The sequence below is a fragment of the Ruegeria sp. AB9 genome, assembly GCF_056542585.1.
On the sequence record NZ_JBQGAA010000015.1, the window covers coordinates 50,453 to 65,595 of the forward strand.

A 15,143-nucleotide genomic window follows, 5' to 3' on the forward strand; every position below is an offset into this window, starting at 1 on the left:
GGCCCCATGTCGTTGCAAGACATCACCGCACGTATCGCCAAAGCCGAAGCTAAATCAAACCGCCCTGCCGGTTCCGTCAAACTGATCGCAGTGTCCAAAGTACAGCCGAATGAACGGGTTCAGGCTGTGCTAGAGCAGGGTCACAGGTGTTTCGGTGAGAATCGGGTGCAAGAGGCCGCCGGGAAATGGCCGGTTTTCAAAGAGCGCTTCGAAGGGGTCGATCTGCACCTTATTGGCCCGTTGCAAACAAATAAGGCACGCCAGGCGATGGAGTTGTGCAATGCAATCCATTCGGTCGATCGCCCCAAACTGGCCAAGTCATTGGCGCGATTGGCGCAGGAAATGGGAAGCTGCCCGGACCTGTTCATTCAGGTCAACACAGGTGAGGAAGAACAAAAAGCCGGCATTCTTCCTACTGACGCTGATGAATTTGTCGCCGAATGCAAGGGTCTTGATCTGCCAGTGCGCGGGTTGATGTGTATCCCGCCTGTCGATGAAGAACCCACGCTGCATTTCGCACTTTTGGCCAAGATCGCCGCACGCAACGAGCTTGAGGGGTTGTCGATGGGTATGAGCGGCGACTTCGAGCAAGCCATTGCTTTGGGCGCAACCCATGTGCGCGTCGGCTCGGCCATTTTTGGTGAACGGGTTAAGCCTCAGGAATGATCAGACGCGTTCCAAGGGTTATGCGCCGTGCAATCCAGCGCAGATGGTCCCGACGAAAGGCAACACAACCTTCGGTCGGGTAACCGGGCCTGCGCCACTGGTGTAGAAAAATTGCCGATCCCATGCCGGGAACGGCATTCGGCCAGTTCCAGTCGGTCAACAGGACCAGATCGTAAAGCGGATCAGCCCGGCGCAGTTTCTCATGGCTGAAGGCATATGGCGCAGGCACCATTTGATTGTAATGGCAGTCCGATACATCATCCGACCATAAATCCTGCGGTCCGATCGGGATGGCCCAGCAATTGGGTGCGACCAGCCGATCTGGCCGATATAGCATCCCAACGATTCGATGGCATCCGATGGGGGTCGCTCCATCGCCTTCGCGTTTCGCGCTGGTCAATCCGCCTTTGCCAATGGAACAGGGGAACGTTCTGCCCAGAAACCGAACGCCTCGAGGGGTCAGTACCAGATCGCCTGGAGTCACAACAGATGCCCGGACTTAGCGGCTTTTGTAGCCAGATACCCCCGGTTATGCGCAGTTTCGCCGACTTTCAATGGCACACGCTCGGTCACGGCAATCCCGGTCCGCTCCATCATCGAGATCTTGGCGGGGTTATTGGTTAGCAGGCGCACCGAATTGAAGCCCAGTGATTTCAGGATATCCGAGCCGAGCCGGAAATCGCGCTCATCATCCTCAAAGCCTAGCCTGTGGTTTGCTTCTACTGTATCAAAGCCTTGATCTTGCAGGAAATAGGCTCGCATCTTGTTGGCCAGGCCGATGCCGCGCCCCTCTTGATTCAGGTATAGAAGTACCCCTGCTCCTTCGACACCCATTTGTGCCAGCGCACCGCGCAGTTGCGGACCGCAATCGCATTTCAGGCTTCCCATCAGATCGCCCGTGAAACAGGCGGAATGCAATCGGGCCAGCACGGGCTTGTCACGATCCGGGCGGCCTATTTCGACCGCGTAATGTTCTTCCCCGCCATCCTCGGGGCGGAAAACATGCAGGCGACCGGCCTCGGATACTTCCATCGGCAGTCGTGCGGCGACCACCTCATGCAAAGTGCTGCGGCCTGCCAGATGAGGGGCGGCGCGTGTATGATCAATGCATGTCAGTCCGTGCGAAACGGCGAAGGCCCGACCGTCTTCGACCGGCACGACGACTGCGGCAGGAAGAATGCGAGCGGATTTCGCCAGCGCAATAGCAATGCGGTGCAGATTGGCGTTGCCGTGCCGCTCGGTCATCAACGGCCCTTTCATCGGCGCATTCAGATCGTCAGAGGGATCGGCAACCGCCTGTACCCATGTGATATCTGCATCTGCCGGAATCGAAACCCGCGCCAGATCTCCGTCATAAGCGCGCGCTTTGAGGGTTTCGGCCCGTCGCCCGGTAATTGCCACCACCGGATCACCGAGTTTTTTCAAATCAGCAAGACGCTGTGGGTTGAGCGTCTCCGCAGAGACCGCAAGAACACCAAAGCCGCTGTCATCGGTCAGCGCGACGGGAACACCCATGCGCAAGTCGGCCCGGGCTCGGGCCAGAAGTTCAGTGATATCGGGGATGAGACTCATCTATGTTACCCTATAACGTTAAGCCCTTCTCCTAGCTCTTTCGAAAGGAAAAGTGAAACATTTCTACCCACTCTGACACGAAGGCGTGAAACCGTTGCAGCAAATCTTGTTGATTGCATATTCCACGCGCAAGTGATGGAAAAGCGTTTGGAGGACCGTGATATGGCTCAACTCAAGAAAATCCTGTTAGTGGATGATGACGAGGATCTGCGCGAGGCGCTCAGTGAGCAACTTGTAATGACCGAGGATTTTGACGTTTTCGAAGCGTCAGATGGTCAGTCCGCAATGGAGCGCGCACGTGAAGCGATCTATGACCTGGTTATTCTTGACGTTGGTCTGCCGGATACCGATGGGCGCGAACTGTGCCGCCTGATGCGCAAACAGGGCGTCAAAAGCCCAATCCTGATGCTGACCGGTCATGACAGTGATGCCGATACGATCCTGGGCCTGGATGCCGGTGCGAATGATTACGTCTCCAAACCTTTCAAATTTCCGGTGCTGCTGGCCCGTATCCGCGCGCAATTGCGCCAGCACGAGCAGTCCGAAGACGCTGTATTTGTTCTTGGTCCCTATACATTTAAGCCGGCGATGAAGATGCTGATCACGGAAGAAGATCGCAAAATCCGCCTGACCGAGAAGGAAACCAATATCCTCAAGTTCCTGTACCGCTCGACCGATGGCGTTGTTGCACGGGATGTGCTGCTGCACGAGGTTTGGGGATATAATGCCGGTGTCACCACGCATACTTTAGAAACCCACATCTACCGTCTGCGCCAGAAGATCGAGCCCGATCCGTCCAATGCGCGCCTTTTGGTCACAGAATCGGGTGGATATAGGCTCGTGTCTTAACTGGTTGTGGATTGATGTGGATCAAAGTGATACTCTGTACTCATAATTAGGTTACTCCCAACCCGTGCATGTCCGGGTTATGACATGTACCTCCCTGTTGGACTGCCGGGCCGAATGGCCCGGCTTTTTTTTGTGGGTTGCCAGTGTGAGGCTTCCATATCGAGCGGAAAGCAGCTTTAACGAATTTCGGCCAATGATGGCACACTGAACTCTGCGGCGGGTTATCTTTCCACTGGTTCCACGGCCCGCTGATAAAGGTGCCACGTGGTGTGGCCAAGGATCGGCAGAGTGAACACCAGGCCTAAAAACGCCGGAACCAGAGACAAAAGCATGGTAACCGAGATGATCGCCGCCCAACTGAGCATGACCACCGGGCTTTCCGATACGACGCGCAGGGATGTTAACATGGCGGAAATGAAGTTGGTCTCTCGGTCGAGGAGTAAAGGCATGGCGACGACGGTCACCGAAAACAGTACGGCCGACAGGAATGCGCCTACACAAGTTCCTATGGCAAGGAAGATCCAACCCTGCGACGTGAAGAAAACGGTGTTCAAAAACCCGTCGAAGTCAGAGAAAGAAGCATTCTGCAGGGTGATCGCCAGCCAAAGCCGAACCTGGTAAATCCACACCCAGAAAATGAATAAAGTGACAAAGGCCATCCAGCCCATTTCGCGTTTACGTTGATTGGCCATAACGGTGAGGATTTCAGACCAGCCAAAGCTTTCGCCTTTCTGCAGTCGGCGCGACATTTCGTAAAGCCCTGCGGCGGCGAAAGGTGCGACCAGCGGAAAGCCTACGATGGCGGGAATGATCATCCAGATCTGGCCGAGCCAGAACAGGGCCCAAACCAGCAGAATACCAAATACTGCATAGAACAGGCCGAAGAAGCCGCTCATGAAAGGGCGAGCCAGAAAGTCGGAAAACCCGGCCTTCAGCGACGCGGTGATATCATCTGCAGTGACCCTATTGACGTTGGGCATGGCCTGATGCTGCGGCGTCAGGTTGTCCGGTGGCGTGGAGCCTGCGGTCTCGGATGTCATGACACACTCCTCCCAAAGCATGGTGCCGGGCCGGTCTGTTCGCGAACAGACCCAGCAGTGAAACAGACATTCCTCATTCGCAAACAAGTTTGCATCAGCCAAAGTGTCAGGGCAAGGGGAAGCATGACGGCGAAGTTCGCTGACCTGCCGAAGCGTAGCCCCAGCATCCAATCGGTTTTTTCTCGTGGCAACTGGTGTTGTGCCAAGCTAACCTGCGCAAATCGCGACAAAGGAATCCCCGACATGCCCTTTACCCTTGCCACATGGAACATCAATTCAGTTCGCCTGCGTGAGCCCATCGTGCTGAAACTGCTGCAGGAAGAAGCCCCTGATGTATTGTGCCTGCAAGAGTGTAAATCACCCGTTGAGAAGATCCCTACCGAAGGATTTGCCGAACTGGGTTACACCCACATGATCGCGCGGGGGCAGAAGGGTTACAACGGCGTCGCCATCCTGTCGCGCTTGCCGTTGGAAGAGGTGGGCGACAAGGATTTCGCCGGCCTTGGCCATGCGCGCCATATCGCAGGACGGTTGGGAAATGGCGTCACGATCCACAACTTCTACGTCCCGGCAGGCGGTGACGTGCCGGATCGCGAGAAGAACGAGAAGTTCGGGCAGAAGCTCGACTACCTGACTGATATGCGCGATTGGTTCCGCGCGGAAAAGCCCGAGAAATCCATACTGGTCGGCGACCTGAATATCGCTCCGCGCGAAGATGATGTCTGGTCGCACAAGCAGCTGCTCAAGGTTGTTTCCCACACACCGATCGAAGTTGAGCATTTAGCCGAAACACAGGATGCAGGCGGCTGGGTCGATATCACCAGGCAAGACATTCCAGAGGGTCAGTTGTACAGCTGGTGGTCGTATCGGGCGCGCGATTGGGACGCGGCGGACAAGGGGCGGCGATTGGACCATGTCTGGGCCACGCCCGATATCTCGAACGCGGGACATTCCAGCCGTATCCTGCGGGATGCCCGTGGGTGGGAAAAGCCCAGTGATCACGCTCCGGTCTTTGCCACGTTTGATGTCTGAGGTGAAACTCAGCCCTTGGTTTCTGCCGCAAGCAATTGCATATAGGGCGCAAGTTCGAACGAGAGAGTGATTGCCATGGACCTTCTGAACGGCGCAGACGCCCCAGCCACCGATCTGATCAAAGACGGGACCGAGGCCACTTTCATGGCCGATGTGGTCGAAGCCTCGCAGGAAACGCCTGTGATCGTCGATTTCTGGGCACCTTGGTGTGGCCCGTGCAAGACCCTCGGCCCGATGCTGGAAGAGGCTGTGACAGCCGCGAAAGGCGCAGTGAAGATGGTCAAGATCAATGTGGATGAGGCGCAGGCAATCGCTGCGCAAATGCGCATCCAGTCGATCCCGACCGTCTATGCCTTTTTCAAGGGCCAGCCGGTTGATGGGTTTCAGGGTGCGCTGCCGGGGTCCGAGATCAAGGCGTTTGTGGACCGTGTGATCGAAGCCGCAGGCGGTGAAAGCCCGGGCGGTCAGCTGGATGATGCAGTGCAAGCCGCCGAAGAAATGATGACCGAAGGCGCCGCTGCGGACGCGGCGCAGACTTTTGCCGCCATTCTGGGCGAAGATCCAAACCACGCGGCAGCCTATGGCGGGTTGGTACGGGCGCATATCGCCACCGGGGATCTAGAGCAGGCTGAGGCGATCCTGAACGGCGCTCCGGCCGAGATTTCCACATCTGCCGAACTGGAGGCTGCACACGCGCAGCTGGAACTCGCCAGGCAGGCAGCTGATGCAGGTCCCGTTGCCGAGCTGACGGCAGCTGTCGAAGCCGATCCAGATAACCATCAGGCCCGGTTTGATCTGGCGCAGGCGTTGCACGCGAATGGCGACGTGGAAGAAGCCGTGGCGCAATTACTGGACCTGTTCCGCCGGGATCGTGAGTGGAATGAGGGCGCGGCCAAGTCTCAGCTTTTTACCATCTTCGATGCGCTCAAAGCCAATGACCCGATTGTTCTGAACGGCCGTCGCAAACTCAGCTCGATGATATTTGCCTAATCTCAGATCAGAGCTAGAATTGGGTACATGATGCATCCCGCCGACCTGCCGGATACGGTATCCGTTTTTCCATTGCCCGGGGCGCTGCTGTTGCCCCGCTCGCGCTTGCCGCTGCATATATTCGAGCCGCGCTATTTGCAGATGCTGGATGATGCGCTGAAAACCAAGGAACGGTTGATCGCGATGGTTCAGCCGAACCCTTCGATCAGCGATGAAGATAAGCTGCATCGGATCGGTTGTGCAGGTCGTGTGACGCAGTTTTCTGAAACAGAAGATGGTCGGTATCTGATCACACTGACCGGCGTATCCCGGTTCAGGGTGCTTTCGGAACAGGACGCGTTCACACCTTACCGGCGTTGCGCTGTGTCGTGGGACGGGTTCGACCGTGACCTTGGCAAGGCCGAAAAAGACAACGGGTTCGACCGCACGAAATTCCTGACCCTGCTGGAACGTTTCTTTTCGTCCCGTCAGTTGTCCACCGATTGGGATTCACTCAAAGACGCCGAGGATGAGCTTTTGGTGAATTCTCTGTCGATGCTTCTGGATTTTGACCCCGAAGATAAACAGGCCCTGCTTGAGGCCCCCTGCCTGCGCACCCGGCGCGAGACGTTGGTAACGCTGATTGAATTCGCCATGCGCGGCGGATCGAGTGAGGAAAAACTGCAATGACCAACCCTGAACACGTTTTTGATCGTCACATGCTTGAGGCGCTGATCTGCCCGCAGACACATACGACCTTGAATTATGACGCCGAAAAGCAAGAGCTTGTGTCCAAAGCGGCGGGTCTGGCTTTTCCGATCCGTAACGGCATTCCGGTCATGCTTGTCGACGAGGCGCGGCAATTGGATTAAATCGGCCGCCCTTGCAACAGCTTGGGCAGATCTCCGGTCAACCCCGCAGCTTCGCGAACGAAACCGCGCCGTAGCCCGGGCATAGAGCCGACAATTCCCATGCCGATGTCACGTCCGAGACGAAGCAGCGGATTGTCGTTGGAAAACAGCTTGTTGAAGACATCTGTCGCCATCGCAAGCGAGGCGGTGTCAAAGCGCCGCCATTCCTGATAGCGCGCCAGCACCAAAAGCGATCCTATGTCTTCGCCGCGCCGTCCCGCCAAAGTCAGAACCTCGGCCAGAGCACCGACATCGCGCAGGCCAGCATTCAGGCCCTGGCCGGCAATAGGGTGCATCCCATGAGCGGCATCCCCAACCAGAGCCATACGGTCGCTGATAAAGGAATTGGCGATGGTCAGGTTCAGCGGATAAGTGAAACGGTCACCTGCCAGATTGATTTCGCCAAGGAAATCGCCGAATCGCGGGCGCAGTACTTGCAGATATTCTTCCTCGGGCAGAGCGTTGATTTGATGCGCAGCTTCGGTGCGCTCGCTCCAGACGATGGAACTGCGATTGCCGGTCAGCGGCAGGATTGCCAACGGACCGGGCGGCATAAAGAACTGATGCGCAATGCCACTATGTGGCAGCTCGTGTTCGATGGCGCAGACAAGTGCTGTTTGGCCATAATCCCATCCGGTGCGTTTGATGCCCGCCCGTGACGCAGTGCCACTGCGGCGACCGTCACACCCGACCAGCAGCCCGCCTTGCACGGTTGTACCGTTGTCCAGCGTCAGGGTCACTTCGGTCGCTTCAGCCATTTGTGACACGACCGTCTTACCGCTTATTTGGGTGATGCGGGGCTCCTCTGCCATAGCATCCAGAAAGGCGCGGCGCAGGTGGCGATCCTCGATCATATAGCCCATGGGGCCTTCTTCGATCTCGGCATGGTCGAAATGCATGAAAAATGGTGATGGTCCTGCGCCCGCATGACCGTCGGTGACCTTGATTTCCAGCATTGGCTGGGCATGTTCGGCGACGCGGCCCCAGACACCGATAGCAGCCAGCAACCGCTGTGACGCTAAGGCCAGGGCATACGCGCGTCCGTCGAATGCCGCGTTTTTACGCATCTTTTCAGCCAACGCATCGATAACCGTGACCGTATGACCGGTTTGTGCCAGTGCCAGCGCCAAAGCAGGGCCGTTCAGCCCGCCACCCACGATCAGAATGTCAGATGCCTGTGTCATGCCCTGCAATATGCGCGCCCTTTCGGGATTGTCCATGTGCAGTCCTGTCGCTACCGTCACCCAAAGCCAAAAAATCAGGAGGGGTGAGATGCAGGACTGGTTGACCATGACCGCGTGTGATTTGGGCCGTGGCATTGGGATGGGTCAGATTGATCCGGTCGAACTGACGGAAACCTACCTGTCCGCTATTGACGCCCATCCACATCGCGACCGCATCTATGCCCGTGTCACCCATGACCGCGCCCGGTCTGAGGCTGAAGCTGCACAGCAGCGCGCGAAACTGGGTCTGCGTCGGTCTTTGCTGGACGGCGTTCCGATCAGTTGGAAAGACCTGTTCGACACTGCCGGATCTGTAACCGAAGCCGGTTCGGCCTTGCTGAAGGACCGTGTGCCGGACGCGGATGCGCTTGTTTTGCGCAATGCGACCCAGATGGGAACGGTCTGTCTGGGCAAGACGCACATGAGTGAGCTGGCTTTTTCCGGCCTTGGGCTGAACCCGATCACCGAAACCCCGCCCTGCATTCACAACGAAGCTGCGGTACCGGGCGGATCGTCGTCGGGGGCCGGGGCTTCGGTTGCTTGGGGTCTCGCCGCTTGCGGGATTGGGTCGGATACAGGCGGGTCGGTGCGTATCCCGGCGGCATGGAACGATCTGGTGGGGCTGAAAACCACTGCCGGGCGGCTGAGCCTGGAGGGGGTGGTGCCGCTCTGCCTACGATTCGATACAGTCGGGCCTCTGGCGCGGTCCGTCGAGGACGCAGCACATATGCTGGCTTTGCTCGAGGGCGGAACGCCTGCTGATCTGCGCGGCGCTTCGCTGCAAGGACGTCGCTTTGCTGATTTGCAAAACATTGCCAAGGACGATCTGCGGGACACGCCGCGCAAAGCGTACGACGAAGCCGTTGCGAAACTAGCGGATGCGGGGGCCGAGATCGTGCCTTTGGAAGTGCCCGAGCTGAATGAGGCCATGACCCTGACCAGCATCGTATACACAACCGAGGCCTATGGGCTGTGGCGCGATGTGATCGAGGCCAACCCCGAGGCGATGTATCCAGAGATTCTTGAACGTTTCCGCATCGGAATGGAGTTTTCCGGCCCTGACTATGTGGCCGCTTGGTCCAAGCTCAAGGCTTGCCGCACCGCGTGGGACGCAGCAACCGCCGGGTTTGATGCGGTTCTGGCACCCACAGCCCCGATTCTGCCGCCCAATCTGGAACGTTTGATGAGCGATCATGACTATTACGTGACCGAGAATCTGCTGGCCCTGCGCAACACAAGGATCGGCAATCTGATGGGGCTCGCGGCGCTGAGCCTGCCCACCGGAACCCCCAGTTGCGGATTGATGATGCTCGGCTACCCTGGCTCGGAAGAAGCGCTTTTGCGGCTGGGTTCTGTCGCAGAATCGGTGCTGGCCTGAATGCCACAATCCCCTGATTCGGAACCTCTTTGTCTGGACGAAGAGGTGCTCGGGCTGTAATCTGCCAAAAAAACGGGGCGCAAATGACCCCGATATTGAGGCAGTATTATGGATTTCCCCGAGCGGTTTTCGAACCTACCGGCTTATGCATTCCCGCGTCTGCGCGCCCTGTTGGATCACCATCAGCCGGGCGGTGACGTCGTTCACATGACCATTGGCGCACCCACGCATGACTTTCCAGCTTGGGTGACAGGTGTCATCATGGAAAACGCCGCCGGGTTTCAGGGATATCCTCCGAATGAAGGCTCGGACGAACTGCGCGGTGCAATCACTGGCTGGATTCACCGGCGTTACGGGGTTCAGATGGACCCAGATGCCAATGTTATGGCGCTAAACGGCACCCGTGAAGGGTTGTACAACGCCGCCATGGCGCTGTGTCCGGAACAGAAGAACGGCAAGCAGCCGATCATCCTGTGCCCGAATCCGTTTTATCAGGTTTACATGGTCGCCTCGCTTTCGGTCGGTGCGCAGCCCTATTTTGTGCCCGCCACTGCCGCGACGGGCCATTTGCCGGATTATACCGGCCTGCCTGCGGATGTGCTGAACCGCACCGCCGTGGCCTATATCTGTTCGCCTGCAAACCCGCAGGGGGCTGTTGCCTCGCGTGATTACTGGGCCGAACTGATCCGTCTGGCCGAGCAGTACGATTTCCGCATTTTCGCGGATGAATGCTATTCGGAGATTTACCGTGACAAGGCCCCGACAGGTATTCTGACCGTCGCGCAAGAGTTGGGTGCAGACCCTGAGCGGATCACGCTGTTCAACTCGCTGTCCAAGCGTTCGAATCTGGCCGGTTTACGTTCGGGCCTAATCGCGGGTGGGCCTGAGACGATCAAACAGGTCAAGCAATTGCGAACCTATGCCGGCTCCCCCTTGCCGCTGCCCTTGCAGGCTGCCGCAACCAGGGTTTGGGCAGATGAAGAGCATGTCCGCGAAAACCGCGCGCTGTATCAGGAAAAATATGCGATCGCGGATGAGGTATTCGCGGGCGTGCAGGGTTACATGTCGCCAGAGGCTGGGTTCTTTCTGTGGCTGCCAGTCGAGAATGGCGAAGACACCGCATTGAAGGTCTGGAAGGATACCGGGGTTCGGGTCCTGCCGGGCGCATATCTTTCACAAGGTGATCCGGGGAATAACCCGGGCGAAGGCTTTATCCGGGCTGCATTGGTGGCCCCAAAAAAAGAGTTGCAGCGTGGTCTGATCACACTCCGCGACAGCATCTATTCGTGAGGTACGAGGGCAAAATGGCATCATATAACGCGCGCAACCGCGATCCATTGCTGGACAGCACAACACAGGCCGCTTTGGAACGACGCAGTAAGGAACTGATCGGTATTGCCCTGATCCTGCTGGGTTTGGCCGCCGCCGCGATGATCTGGTCCTACACGCCCGACGATCCGAACTGGATGGTGTCAACCGACGCGCCGGTACAGAACTGGATGGGGCGGATTGGAGCCTCGATTGCTGCACCCTTGTTCATGATCGTCGGTTGGGGAAGCTGGGGCATCGCGCTAGTCTTGATCGGCTGGGGTATTCGGTTTGCCGGTCATTTCGGGGAAGATCGGGCAATTGCGCGGTTGATCTTTGCTCCGATCTGGATTGCCGTCGTCTCGGTTTATGCAGCGACCCTTGTTCCTGATGCTGACTGGCGTGCAACCCACAGCTATGGTCTGGGTGGTTTGTTTGGCGATACGGTCATGGGCGCTTTGCTGACGTTGTTGCCGATTTCATCACATTTTCTGGTGAAACTGATGTCTCTGGCTATGGCGGTCGGGATGATTGCGCTGGGCATTTTTGTGCTGGGCTTTACCAAAGCTGACGTGAAGCAAGGCTTCCGAGCCTTCTTGCTGGGGCTTGTGATGTCATACGACATGCTGATGACCCTGATGGGGCGTGGTGCGGCCTCGGCTGCGCAGGCTGCGCGAGATCGCCGAACGCAGTGGGAAGAACGCAAACTTGCGCGTACCGAGGCGGCTGAGGCCGTGTTTGAAGACGATCTGGCTTTTGCCGATCCAATCTTTGAAGAGCCCGAGCTGGAAAGCCCGGAACCTGCTGTAAAAGGCGGCCTGCTGTCGCGCATGCCGTCGCTTATCCGCCGCCCTGACCCTATGCCCGAACCTGAGCTGGTCGATCCCGAACCGATCGCGGGTTTCGACGAAATGCCGGGCGAAGATCGTATCCGGTCGAAAATTTCGGCCGCCGTGCGCAACCGTAAAGTGGCCACAGGTGAGGTGACGCCCGAACCGGATCCGAACCTGCCGCTGACCAAAGGCCGTGGCCGCCGCCCCGGTCCGCTGATCCTGAATACAAGCCAGCCGGATGGTCTGCCGATGGAGCCGCCGGTGACAGCTGCGGGCCTGCCGCCCGAGCCTCCGGCTCCGGTTTCAGCGGATGTCGCTACAGAGTGGCAAGATTCGAGGCCAACGGAATATGCGCCGGAACCGATACGGGATCATTATGCGTCTGAGTCGGAAGTCGAGGACGACCTGGTCTTCGAAGATGTTGAAGAGCCCGCACCTCAACCACGCCCGGCGATGAAAATCCCAGTGGCCGAACCGCGAAAGCCCGTGGTCGCGCAACCGGTGCGCCGCACGCCGCAACCTTCACGCCGCGCACAAGCCGAAGCGCAGCCGGCATTGTCCTTTGAAGAACGGCATTCTGACTTCGAATTGCCGCCGCTGGGGTTGCTGTCCAACCCGTCCGCCATTCAGCGCCACCATCTGAGCGATGAAGCGTTGGAGGAAAACGCGCGGATGCTGGAAAACGTTCTGGACGATTACGGCGTCAAGGGTGAGATCGTCAGCGTCCGCCCCGGCCCGGTAGTTACCATGTACGAACTGGAACCGGCTCCGGGCTTGAAGGCCAGCCGCGTGATCGGCCTGGCCGACGATATTGCCCGATCGATGTCGGCGCTTTCAGCCCGTGTTTCGACCCTGCCGGGGCGTTCGGTGATCGGCATTGAATTGCCCAATGAAAACAGGGAAATGGTCGTTCTGCGCGAAATCCTCGCCAGCCGGGACTTTGGGGATGGCAACCACGCGTTGCCGTTAGCGCTTGGCAAGGATATCGGCGGCGAATCCGTTGTGGCGAACCTCGCAAAGATGCCTCACCTGCTGATCGCGGGTACCACCGGGTCAGGTAAGTCGGTGGCGATTAATACGATGATCCTGTCACTGCTGTACAAGCTGACCCCGGATGAATGCCGTTTGATCATGATCGACCCGAAGATGCTGGAACTGTCCGTCTATGACGGCATCCCGCATCTGCTTTCGCCTGTTGTAACCGATCCGAAAAAGGCGGTTGTGGCCCTGAAATGGGTCGTGGGCGAGATGGAGGATCGCTATCGCAAGATGTCCAAAATGGGCGTCCGTAACATCGCGGGCTACAATGGCCGCGTGAAAGACGCGCTGGACAAAGGCGAGATGTTCAGCCGCACGGTGCAGACCGGGTTTGACGACGAAACCGGCGAACCGACGTTCGAAACTGAGGAATTTGCGCCCGAAGCGATGCCCTATATCGTCGTGATCGTCGATGAGATGGCTGATCTGATGATGGTCGCAGGTAAAGAGATCGAAGCCTGCATCCAACGTCTGGCGCAAATGGCACGGGCCTCGGGTATTCACCTGATCATGGCCACTCAGCGCCCCTCGGTCGACGTGATCACTGGTACGATCAAGGCGAACTTCCCGACGCGGATTTCGTTCCAGGTGACCTCGAAAGTAGACAGCCGCACCATTCTGGGTGAAATGGGGGCCGAGCAGCTGCTGGGGCAGGGTGACATGCTCTATATGGCGGGCGGGGCAAAGATCACCCGCTGCCACGGACCCTTCGTTTCGGATGAGGAAGTCGAGGAAATCGTCAACCACCTGAAGCAGTTTGGCCCGCCGGATTACATGAGCGGCGTGGTCGATGGCCCGGCCGAGGAAAAGGCCGACAATATCGACGCCGTTCTGGGCCTGAACACAGGTGGCAACACCAACGGAGAGGACGCCTTGTACGATCAGGCCGTGGCGATCGTGATCAAGGATCGCAAGTGTTCGACGTCGTATATCCAGCGGAAACTCGCCATCGGCTACAACAAAGCTGCGCGGCTTGTTGAGCAAATGGAGGACGAAGGTGTTGTTTCTGCGGCAAATCATGTCGGGAAACGTGAAATCCTCGTCCCCGAGCAATAGGATATTTAATAACAAGGGCAGAAGACCTATCTGTACGGCATGAAACAGATTGCTTTTGCCCTTGCTTTGACACTGGCCGCACCTGCCGCTTGGGCGGCGGACAAGCTGCCGCTTTCGCAGATTTCCAATTACCTGAACGGATTGAAAACAGTTCAGACGACCTTCACGCAGGTAAATGATGACGGCTCGCTGAGCACCGGAAAATTGTGGATACAACGTCCGGGAAAAATGCGGTTCGAATATGATCCGCCCAACAGCGCCGTTGTACTGGCGCGGTCCGGCACCGTTCAGATATTTGATCCCAAATCAAACCAACCGCCCGAGCAATACCCGCTGAAGCGCACACCACTTTCCCTCGTACTCGCGCGCAACGTGAACCTGAGTCAAGCTAATATGGTTGTAGGTCACAGTTTTGACGGGACCGCCACCGTGGTCACCGCGCAGGACCCCAAGAACCCTGAGTCGGGCCGGATCGAATTGATGTTTACGGATGATCCGGTCGAGTTGCGCAAATGGGTGATTCACGACAATGCCGGAAGCCAGACCACGGTTCTTTTGGGCGCGTTGAACGAAGGCGGTCGCCTTGACCAGGGCCTGTTCTCGAACAGAAAAAGAAGCGGGTCAGGCAATCGCTGACCCGCCGTGGGTTTTTCAGTACCGGCAGTTTGCCAGCTGCGCTTGATAAAGCTTGGCGCGTGCGTCCACATCACTGGCCACATTCAGCAACCAGGATTTGCTGTTGTAGCTACCCCGTGCGTACCCGGTATGGCCTTCGTGGTAAGCTAAGTACTGGTTGCGCGTGTCGGCCGGATGAATGCCGTTGCGTTCGTAACTTTTGTTCATGTACCAGCCAATGAAGTCCGACGCGTCGCGGATGCGATCCCGTTTGGCCCGCCGCTTGCCCGTTTCACGCTGATATTGATCCCATGTGCCATCCAGGGCCTGACTGAATCCGTAAGCGCTGCTTTGGCGACCCATGGGGATGACACCCAGAACATACCGATGCGGCGTACGTGCATCGTGACGATAGCGGCTTTCCTGATAGATGGTGGCCATCTGAACGTGAACGGGAACGCCCCATTTGCGTTCGGTGTTCTTGAAAGCCTTGATATAGTCAGGCTTTTCACGCGCAATACTGCACGCGTCATTTAATCTGCTGGGCGGCTGCTTGGAACCGCCCCCACAGGATGCCAGAAGCAGCACCCCTAGGAGTACGAATAGAATTCTGCTCATGTGCCTCGTGCCTTTTTTTGAGCATTCTAGCGCAG

Annotated in this window: 15 protein-coding genes; 10 read left to right on the forward strand and 5 right to left on the reverse strand. The window is 57.7% G+C overall.

Annotated elements, in window-relative coordinates:
• Window positions 1–6: 6 nt before the first annotated feature.
• Complete coding sequence (locus ACR0K5_RS21140; protein WP_480631523.1) at window positions 7–666, forward strand: YggS family pyridoxal phosphate-dependent enzyme; 660 nt, start codon at window positions 7–9, stop codon at window positions 664–666.
• Here the strand turns inward: ACR0K5_RS21140 and ACR0K5_RS21145 are convergent.
• Both ACR0K5_RS21145 and ribA read right to left on the reverse strand, forming a co-directional pair.
• Entirely contained in the window at window positions 650–1,150 is a 501-nt protein-coding gene (locus ACR0K5_RS21145) for a L,D-transpeptidase family protein (protein WP_480631524.1), read from the reverse strand. The two genes, ACR0K5_RS21140 and ACR0K5_RS21145, sit on opposite strands and share 17 nt — an antisense overlap.
• Window positions 1,147–2,238: a GTP cyclohydrolase II gene (gene ribA, locus ACR0K5_RS21150; protein WP_480631525.1), complete on the reverse strand. Its 1,092-nt coding sequence runs from the start codon at window positions 2,236–2,238 to the stop codon at window positions 1,147–1,149. The genes ACR0K5_RS21145 and ribA overlap by 4 nt, the downstream gene beginning before the upstream one ends.
• Window positions 2,239–2,400: 162 nt before the next feature.
• Between ribA and ACR0K5_RS21155 the strand changes: the two genes are divergently transcribed.
• A complete protein-coding gene (locus ACR0K5_RS21155) occupies window positions 2,401–3,087 on the forward strand; it encodes a response regulator transcription factor (protein WP_117872957.1) in 687 nt (228 codons plus the stop codon).
• Window positions 3,088–3,308: 221 nt separating this feature from the next.
• Here the strand turns inward: ACR0K5_RS21155 and ACR0K5_RS21160 are convergent, their stop codons facing one another.
• Window positions 3,309–4,127, reverse strand: coding sequence for a DUF2189 domain-containing protein (locus ACR0K5_RS21160; RefSeq protein ID WP_480631526.1), 819 nt, complete (start codon window positions 4,125–4,127; stop codon window positions 3,309–3,311).
• A 243-nt stretch (window positions 4,128–4,370) separates the two neighbouring features.
• Between ACR0K5_RS21160 and ACR0K5_RS21165 the strand changes: the two genes are divergently transcribed.
• The 4 genes from ACR0K5_RS21165 (at window position 4,371) to ACR0K5_RS21180 (ending at window position 7,000) form a co-directional block, all read left to right on the forward strand.
• Window positions 4,371–5,159: an exodeoxyribonuclease III gene (locus ACR0K5_RS21165; protein ID WP_480631527.1), complete on the forward strand. Its 789-nt coding sequence runs from the start codon at window positions 4,371–4,373 to the stop codon at window positions 5,157–5,159.
• Between the two features lie 75 nt (window positions 5,160–5,234).
• Complete coding sequence (gene trxA / locus ACR0K5_RS21170; protein ID WP_480631528.1) at window positions 5,235–6,149, forward strand: thioredoxin; 915 nt, start codon at window positions 5,235–5,237, stop codon at window positions 6,147–6,149.
• A 27-nt stretch (window positions 6,150–6,176) separates the two neighbouring features.
• Window positions 6,177–6,818, forward strand: a complete 642-nt coding sequence (locus ACR0K5_RS21175; RefSeq protein WP_480631529.1) for an LON peptidase substrate-binding domain-containing protein — start codon at window positions 6,177–6,179, stop codon at window positions 6,816–6,818.
• Window positions 6,815–7,000: a Trm112 family protein gene (locus tag ACR0K5_RS21180; RefSeq protein WP_480631530.1), complete on the forward strand. Its 186-nt coding sequence runs from the start codon at window positions 6,815–6,817 to the stop codon at window positions 6,998–7,000. Before ACR0K5_RS21175 ends, ACR0K5_RS21180 begins: the two co-directional genes overlap by 4 nt.
• Here the strand turns inward: ACR0K5_RS21180 and ACR0K5_RS21185 are convergent.
• Window positions 6,997–8,259 carry an FAD-dependent monooxygenase gene (locus ACR0K5_RS21185; RefSeq protein WP_480631531.1) on the reverse strand — a complete coding sequence of 421 codons (1,263 nt, stop codon included), beginning with the start codon at window positions 8,257–8,259 and terminating at the stop codon, window positions 6,997–6,999. The genes ACR0K5_RS21180 and ACR0K5_RS21185 overlap by 4 nt on opposite strands.
• A 52-nt stretch (window positions 8,260–8,311) precedes the next feature.
• Between ACR0K5_RS21185 and ACR0K5_RS21190 the strand changes: the two genes are divergently transcribed.
• From ACR0K5_RS21190 to ACR0K5_RS21205, 4 genes are all read left to right on the forward strand, one after another.
• On the forward strand, window positions 8,312–9,640 hold the full coding sequence (locus tag ACR0K5_RS21190; protein ID WP_480631532.1) for an amidase: 1,329 nt from the start codon (window positions 8,312–8,314) through the stop codon (window positions 9,638–9,640).
• A gap of 108 nt (window positions 9,641–9,748) precedes the next feature.
• Window positions 9,749–10,930, forward strand: coding sequence for an aminotransferase class I/II-fold pyridoxal phosphate-dependent enzyme (locus tag ACR0K5_RS21195; RefSeq protein ID WP_480631533.1), 1,182 nt, complete (start codon window positions 9,749–9,751; stop codon window positions 10,928–10,930).
• Between the two features lie 14 nt (window positions 10,931–10,944).
• Window positions 10,945–13,875, forward strand: a complete 2,931-nt coding sequence (locus tag ACR0K5_RS21200) for a DNA translocase FtsK (protein ID WP_480631534.1) — start codon at window positions 10,945–10,947, stop codon at window positions 13,873–13,875.
• A 39-nt stretch (window positions 13,876–13,914) separates the two neighbouring features.
• Window positions 13,915–14,511, forward strand: coding sequence for a LolA family protein (locus tag ACR0K5_RS21205; RefSeq protein ID WP_480631535.1), 597 nt, complete (start codon window positions 13,915–13,917; stop codon window positions 14,509–14,511).
• A 15-nt stretch (window positions 14,512–14,526) separates the two neighbouring features.
• Here the strand turns inward: ACR0K5_RS21205 and ACR0K5_RS21210 are convergent, their stop codons facing one another.
• Window positions 14,527–15,108 carry a transglycosylase SLT domain-containing protein gene (locus ACR0K5_RS21210; protein ID WP_480631536.1) on the reverse strand — a complete coding sequence of 194 codons (582 nt, stop codon included), beginning with the start codon at window positions 15,106–15,108 and terminating at the stop codon, window positions 14,527–14,529.
• Window positions 15,109–15,143: the final 35 nt, after the last annotated feature.

What these genes read in the sequence shown, in the direction of transcription:
- ACR0K5_RS21140 (WP_480631523.1), top strand. Translation starts at nt 7, where the DNA reads ATGTCGTTGCAAGACATCACCGCACGTATCGCCAAAGCCGAAGCTAAA.
- ribA (WP_480631525.1), bottom strand. Translation starts at nt 2,238, where the DNA reads ATGAGTCTCATCCCCGATATCACTGAACTTCTGGCCCGAGCCCGGGCC.
- ACR0K5_RS21155 (WP_117872957.1), top strand. Translation starts at nt 2,401, where the DNA reads ATGGCTCAACTCAAGAAAATCCTGTTAGTGGATGATGACGAGGATCTG.
- ACR0K5_RS21160 (WP_480631526.1), bottom strand. Translation starts at nt 4,127, where the DNA reads ATGACATCCGAGACCGCAGGCTCCACGCCACCGGACAACCTGACGCCG.
- ACR0K5_RS21165 (WP_480631527.1), top strand. Translation starts at nt 4,371, where the DNA reads ATGCCCTTTACCCTTGCCACATGGAACATCAATTCAGTTCGCCTGCGT.
- trxA (WP_480631528.1), top strand. Translation starts at nt 5,235, where the DNA reads ATGGACCTTCTGAACGGCGCAGACGCCCCAGCCACCGATCTGATCAAA.
- ACR0K5_RS21175 (WP_480631529.1), top strand. Translation starts at nt 6,177, where the DNA reads ATGATGCATCCCGCCGACCTGCCGGATACGGTATCCGTTTTTCCATTG.
- ACR0K5_RS21180 (WP_480631530.1), top strand. Translation starts at nt 6,815, where the DNA reads ATGACCAACCCTGAACACGTTTTTGATCGTCACATGCTTGAGGCGCTG.
- ACR0K5_RS21185 (WP_480631531.1), bottom strand. Translation starts at nt 8,259, where the DNA reads ATGGACAATCCCGAAAGGGCGCGCATATTGCAGGGCATGACACAGGCA.
- ACR0K5_RS21190 (WP_480631532.1), top strand. Translation starts at nt 8,312, where the DNA reads ATGCAGGACTGGTTGACCATGACCGCGTGTGATTTGGGCCGTGGCATT.
- ACR0K5_RS21195 (WP_480631533.1), top strand. Translation starts at nt 9,749, where the DNA reads ATGGATTTCCCCGAGCGGTTTTCGAACCTACCGGCTTATGCATTCCCG.
- ACR0K5_RS21200 (WP_480631534.1), top strand. Translation starts at nt 10,945, where the DNA reads ATGGCATCATATAACGCGCGCAACCGCGATCCATTGCTGGACAGCACA.
- ACR0K5_RS21205 (WP_480631535.1), top strand. Translation starts at nt 13,915, where the DNA reads ATGAAACAGATTGCTTTTGCCCTTGCTTTGACACTGGCCGCACCTGCC.
- ACR0K5_RS21210 (WP_480631536.1), bottom strand. Translation starts at nt 15,108, where the DNA reads ATGAGCAGAATTCTATTCGTACTCCTAGGGGTGCTGCTTCTGGCATCC.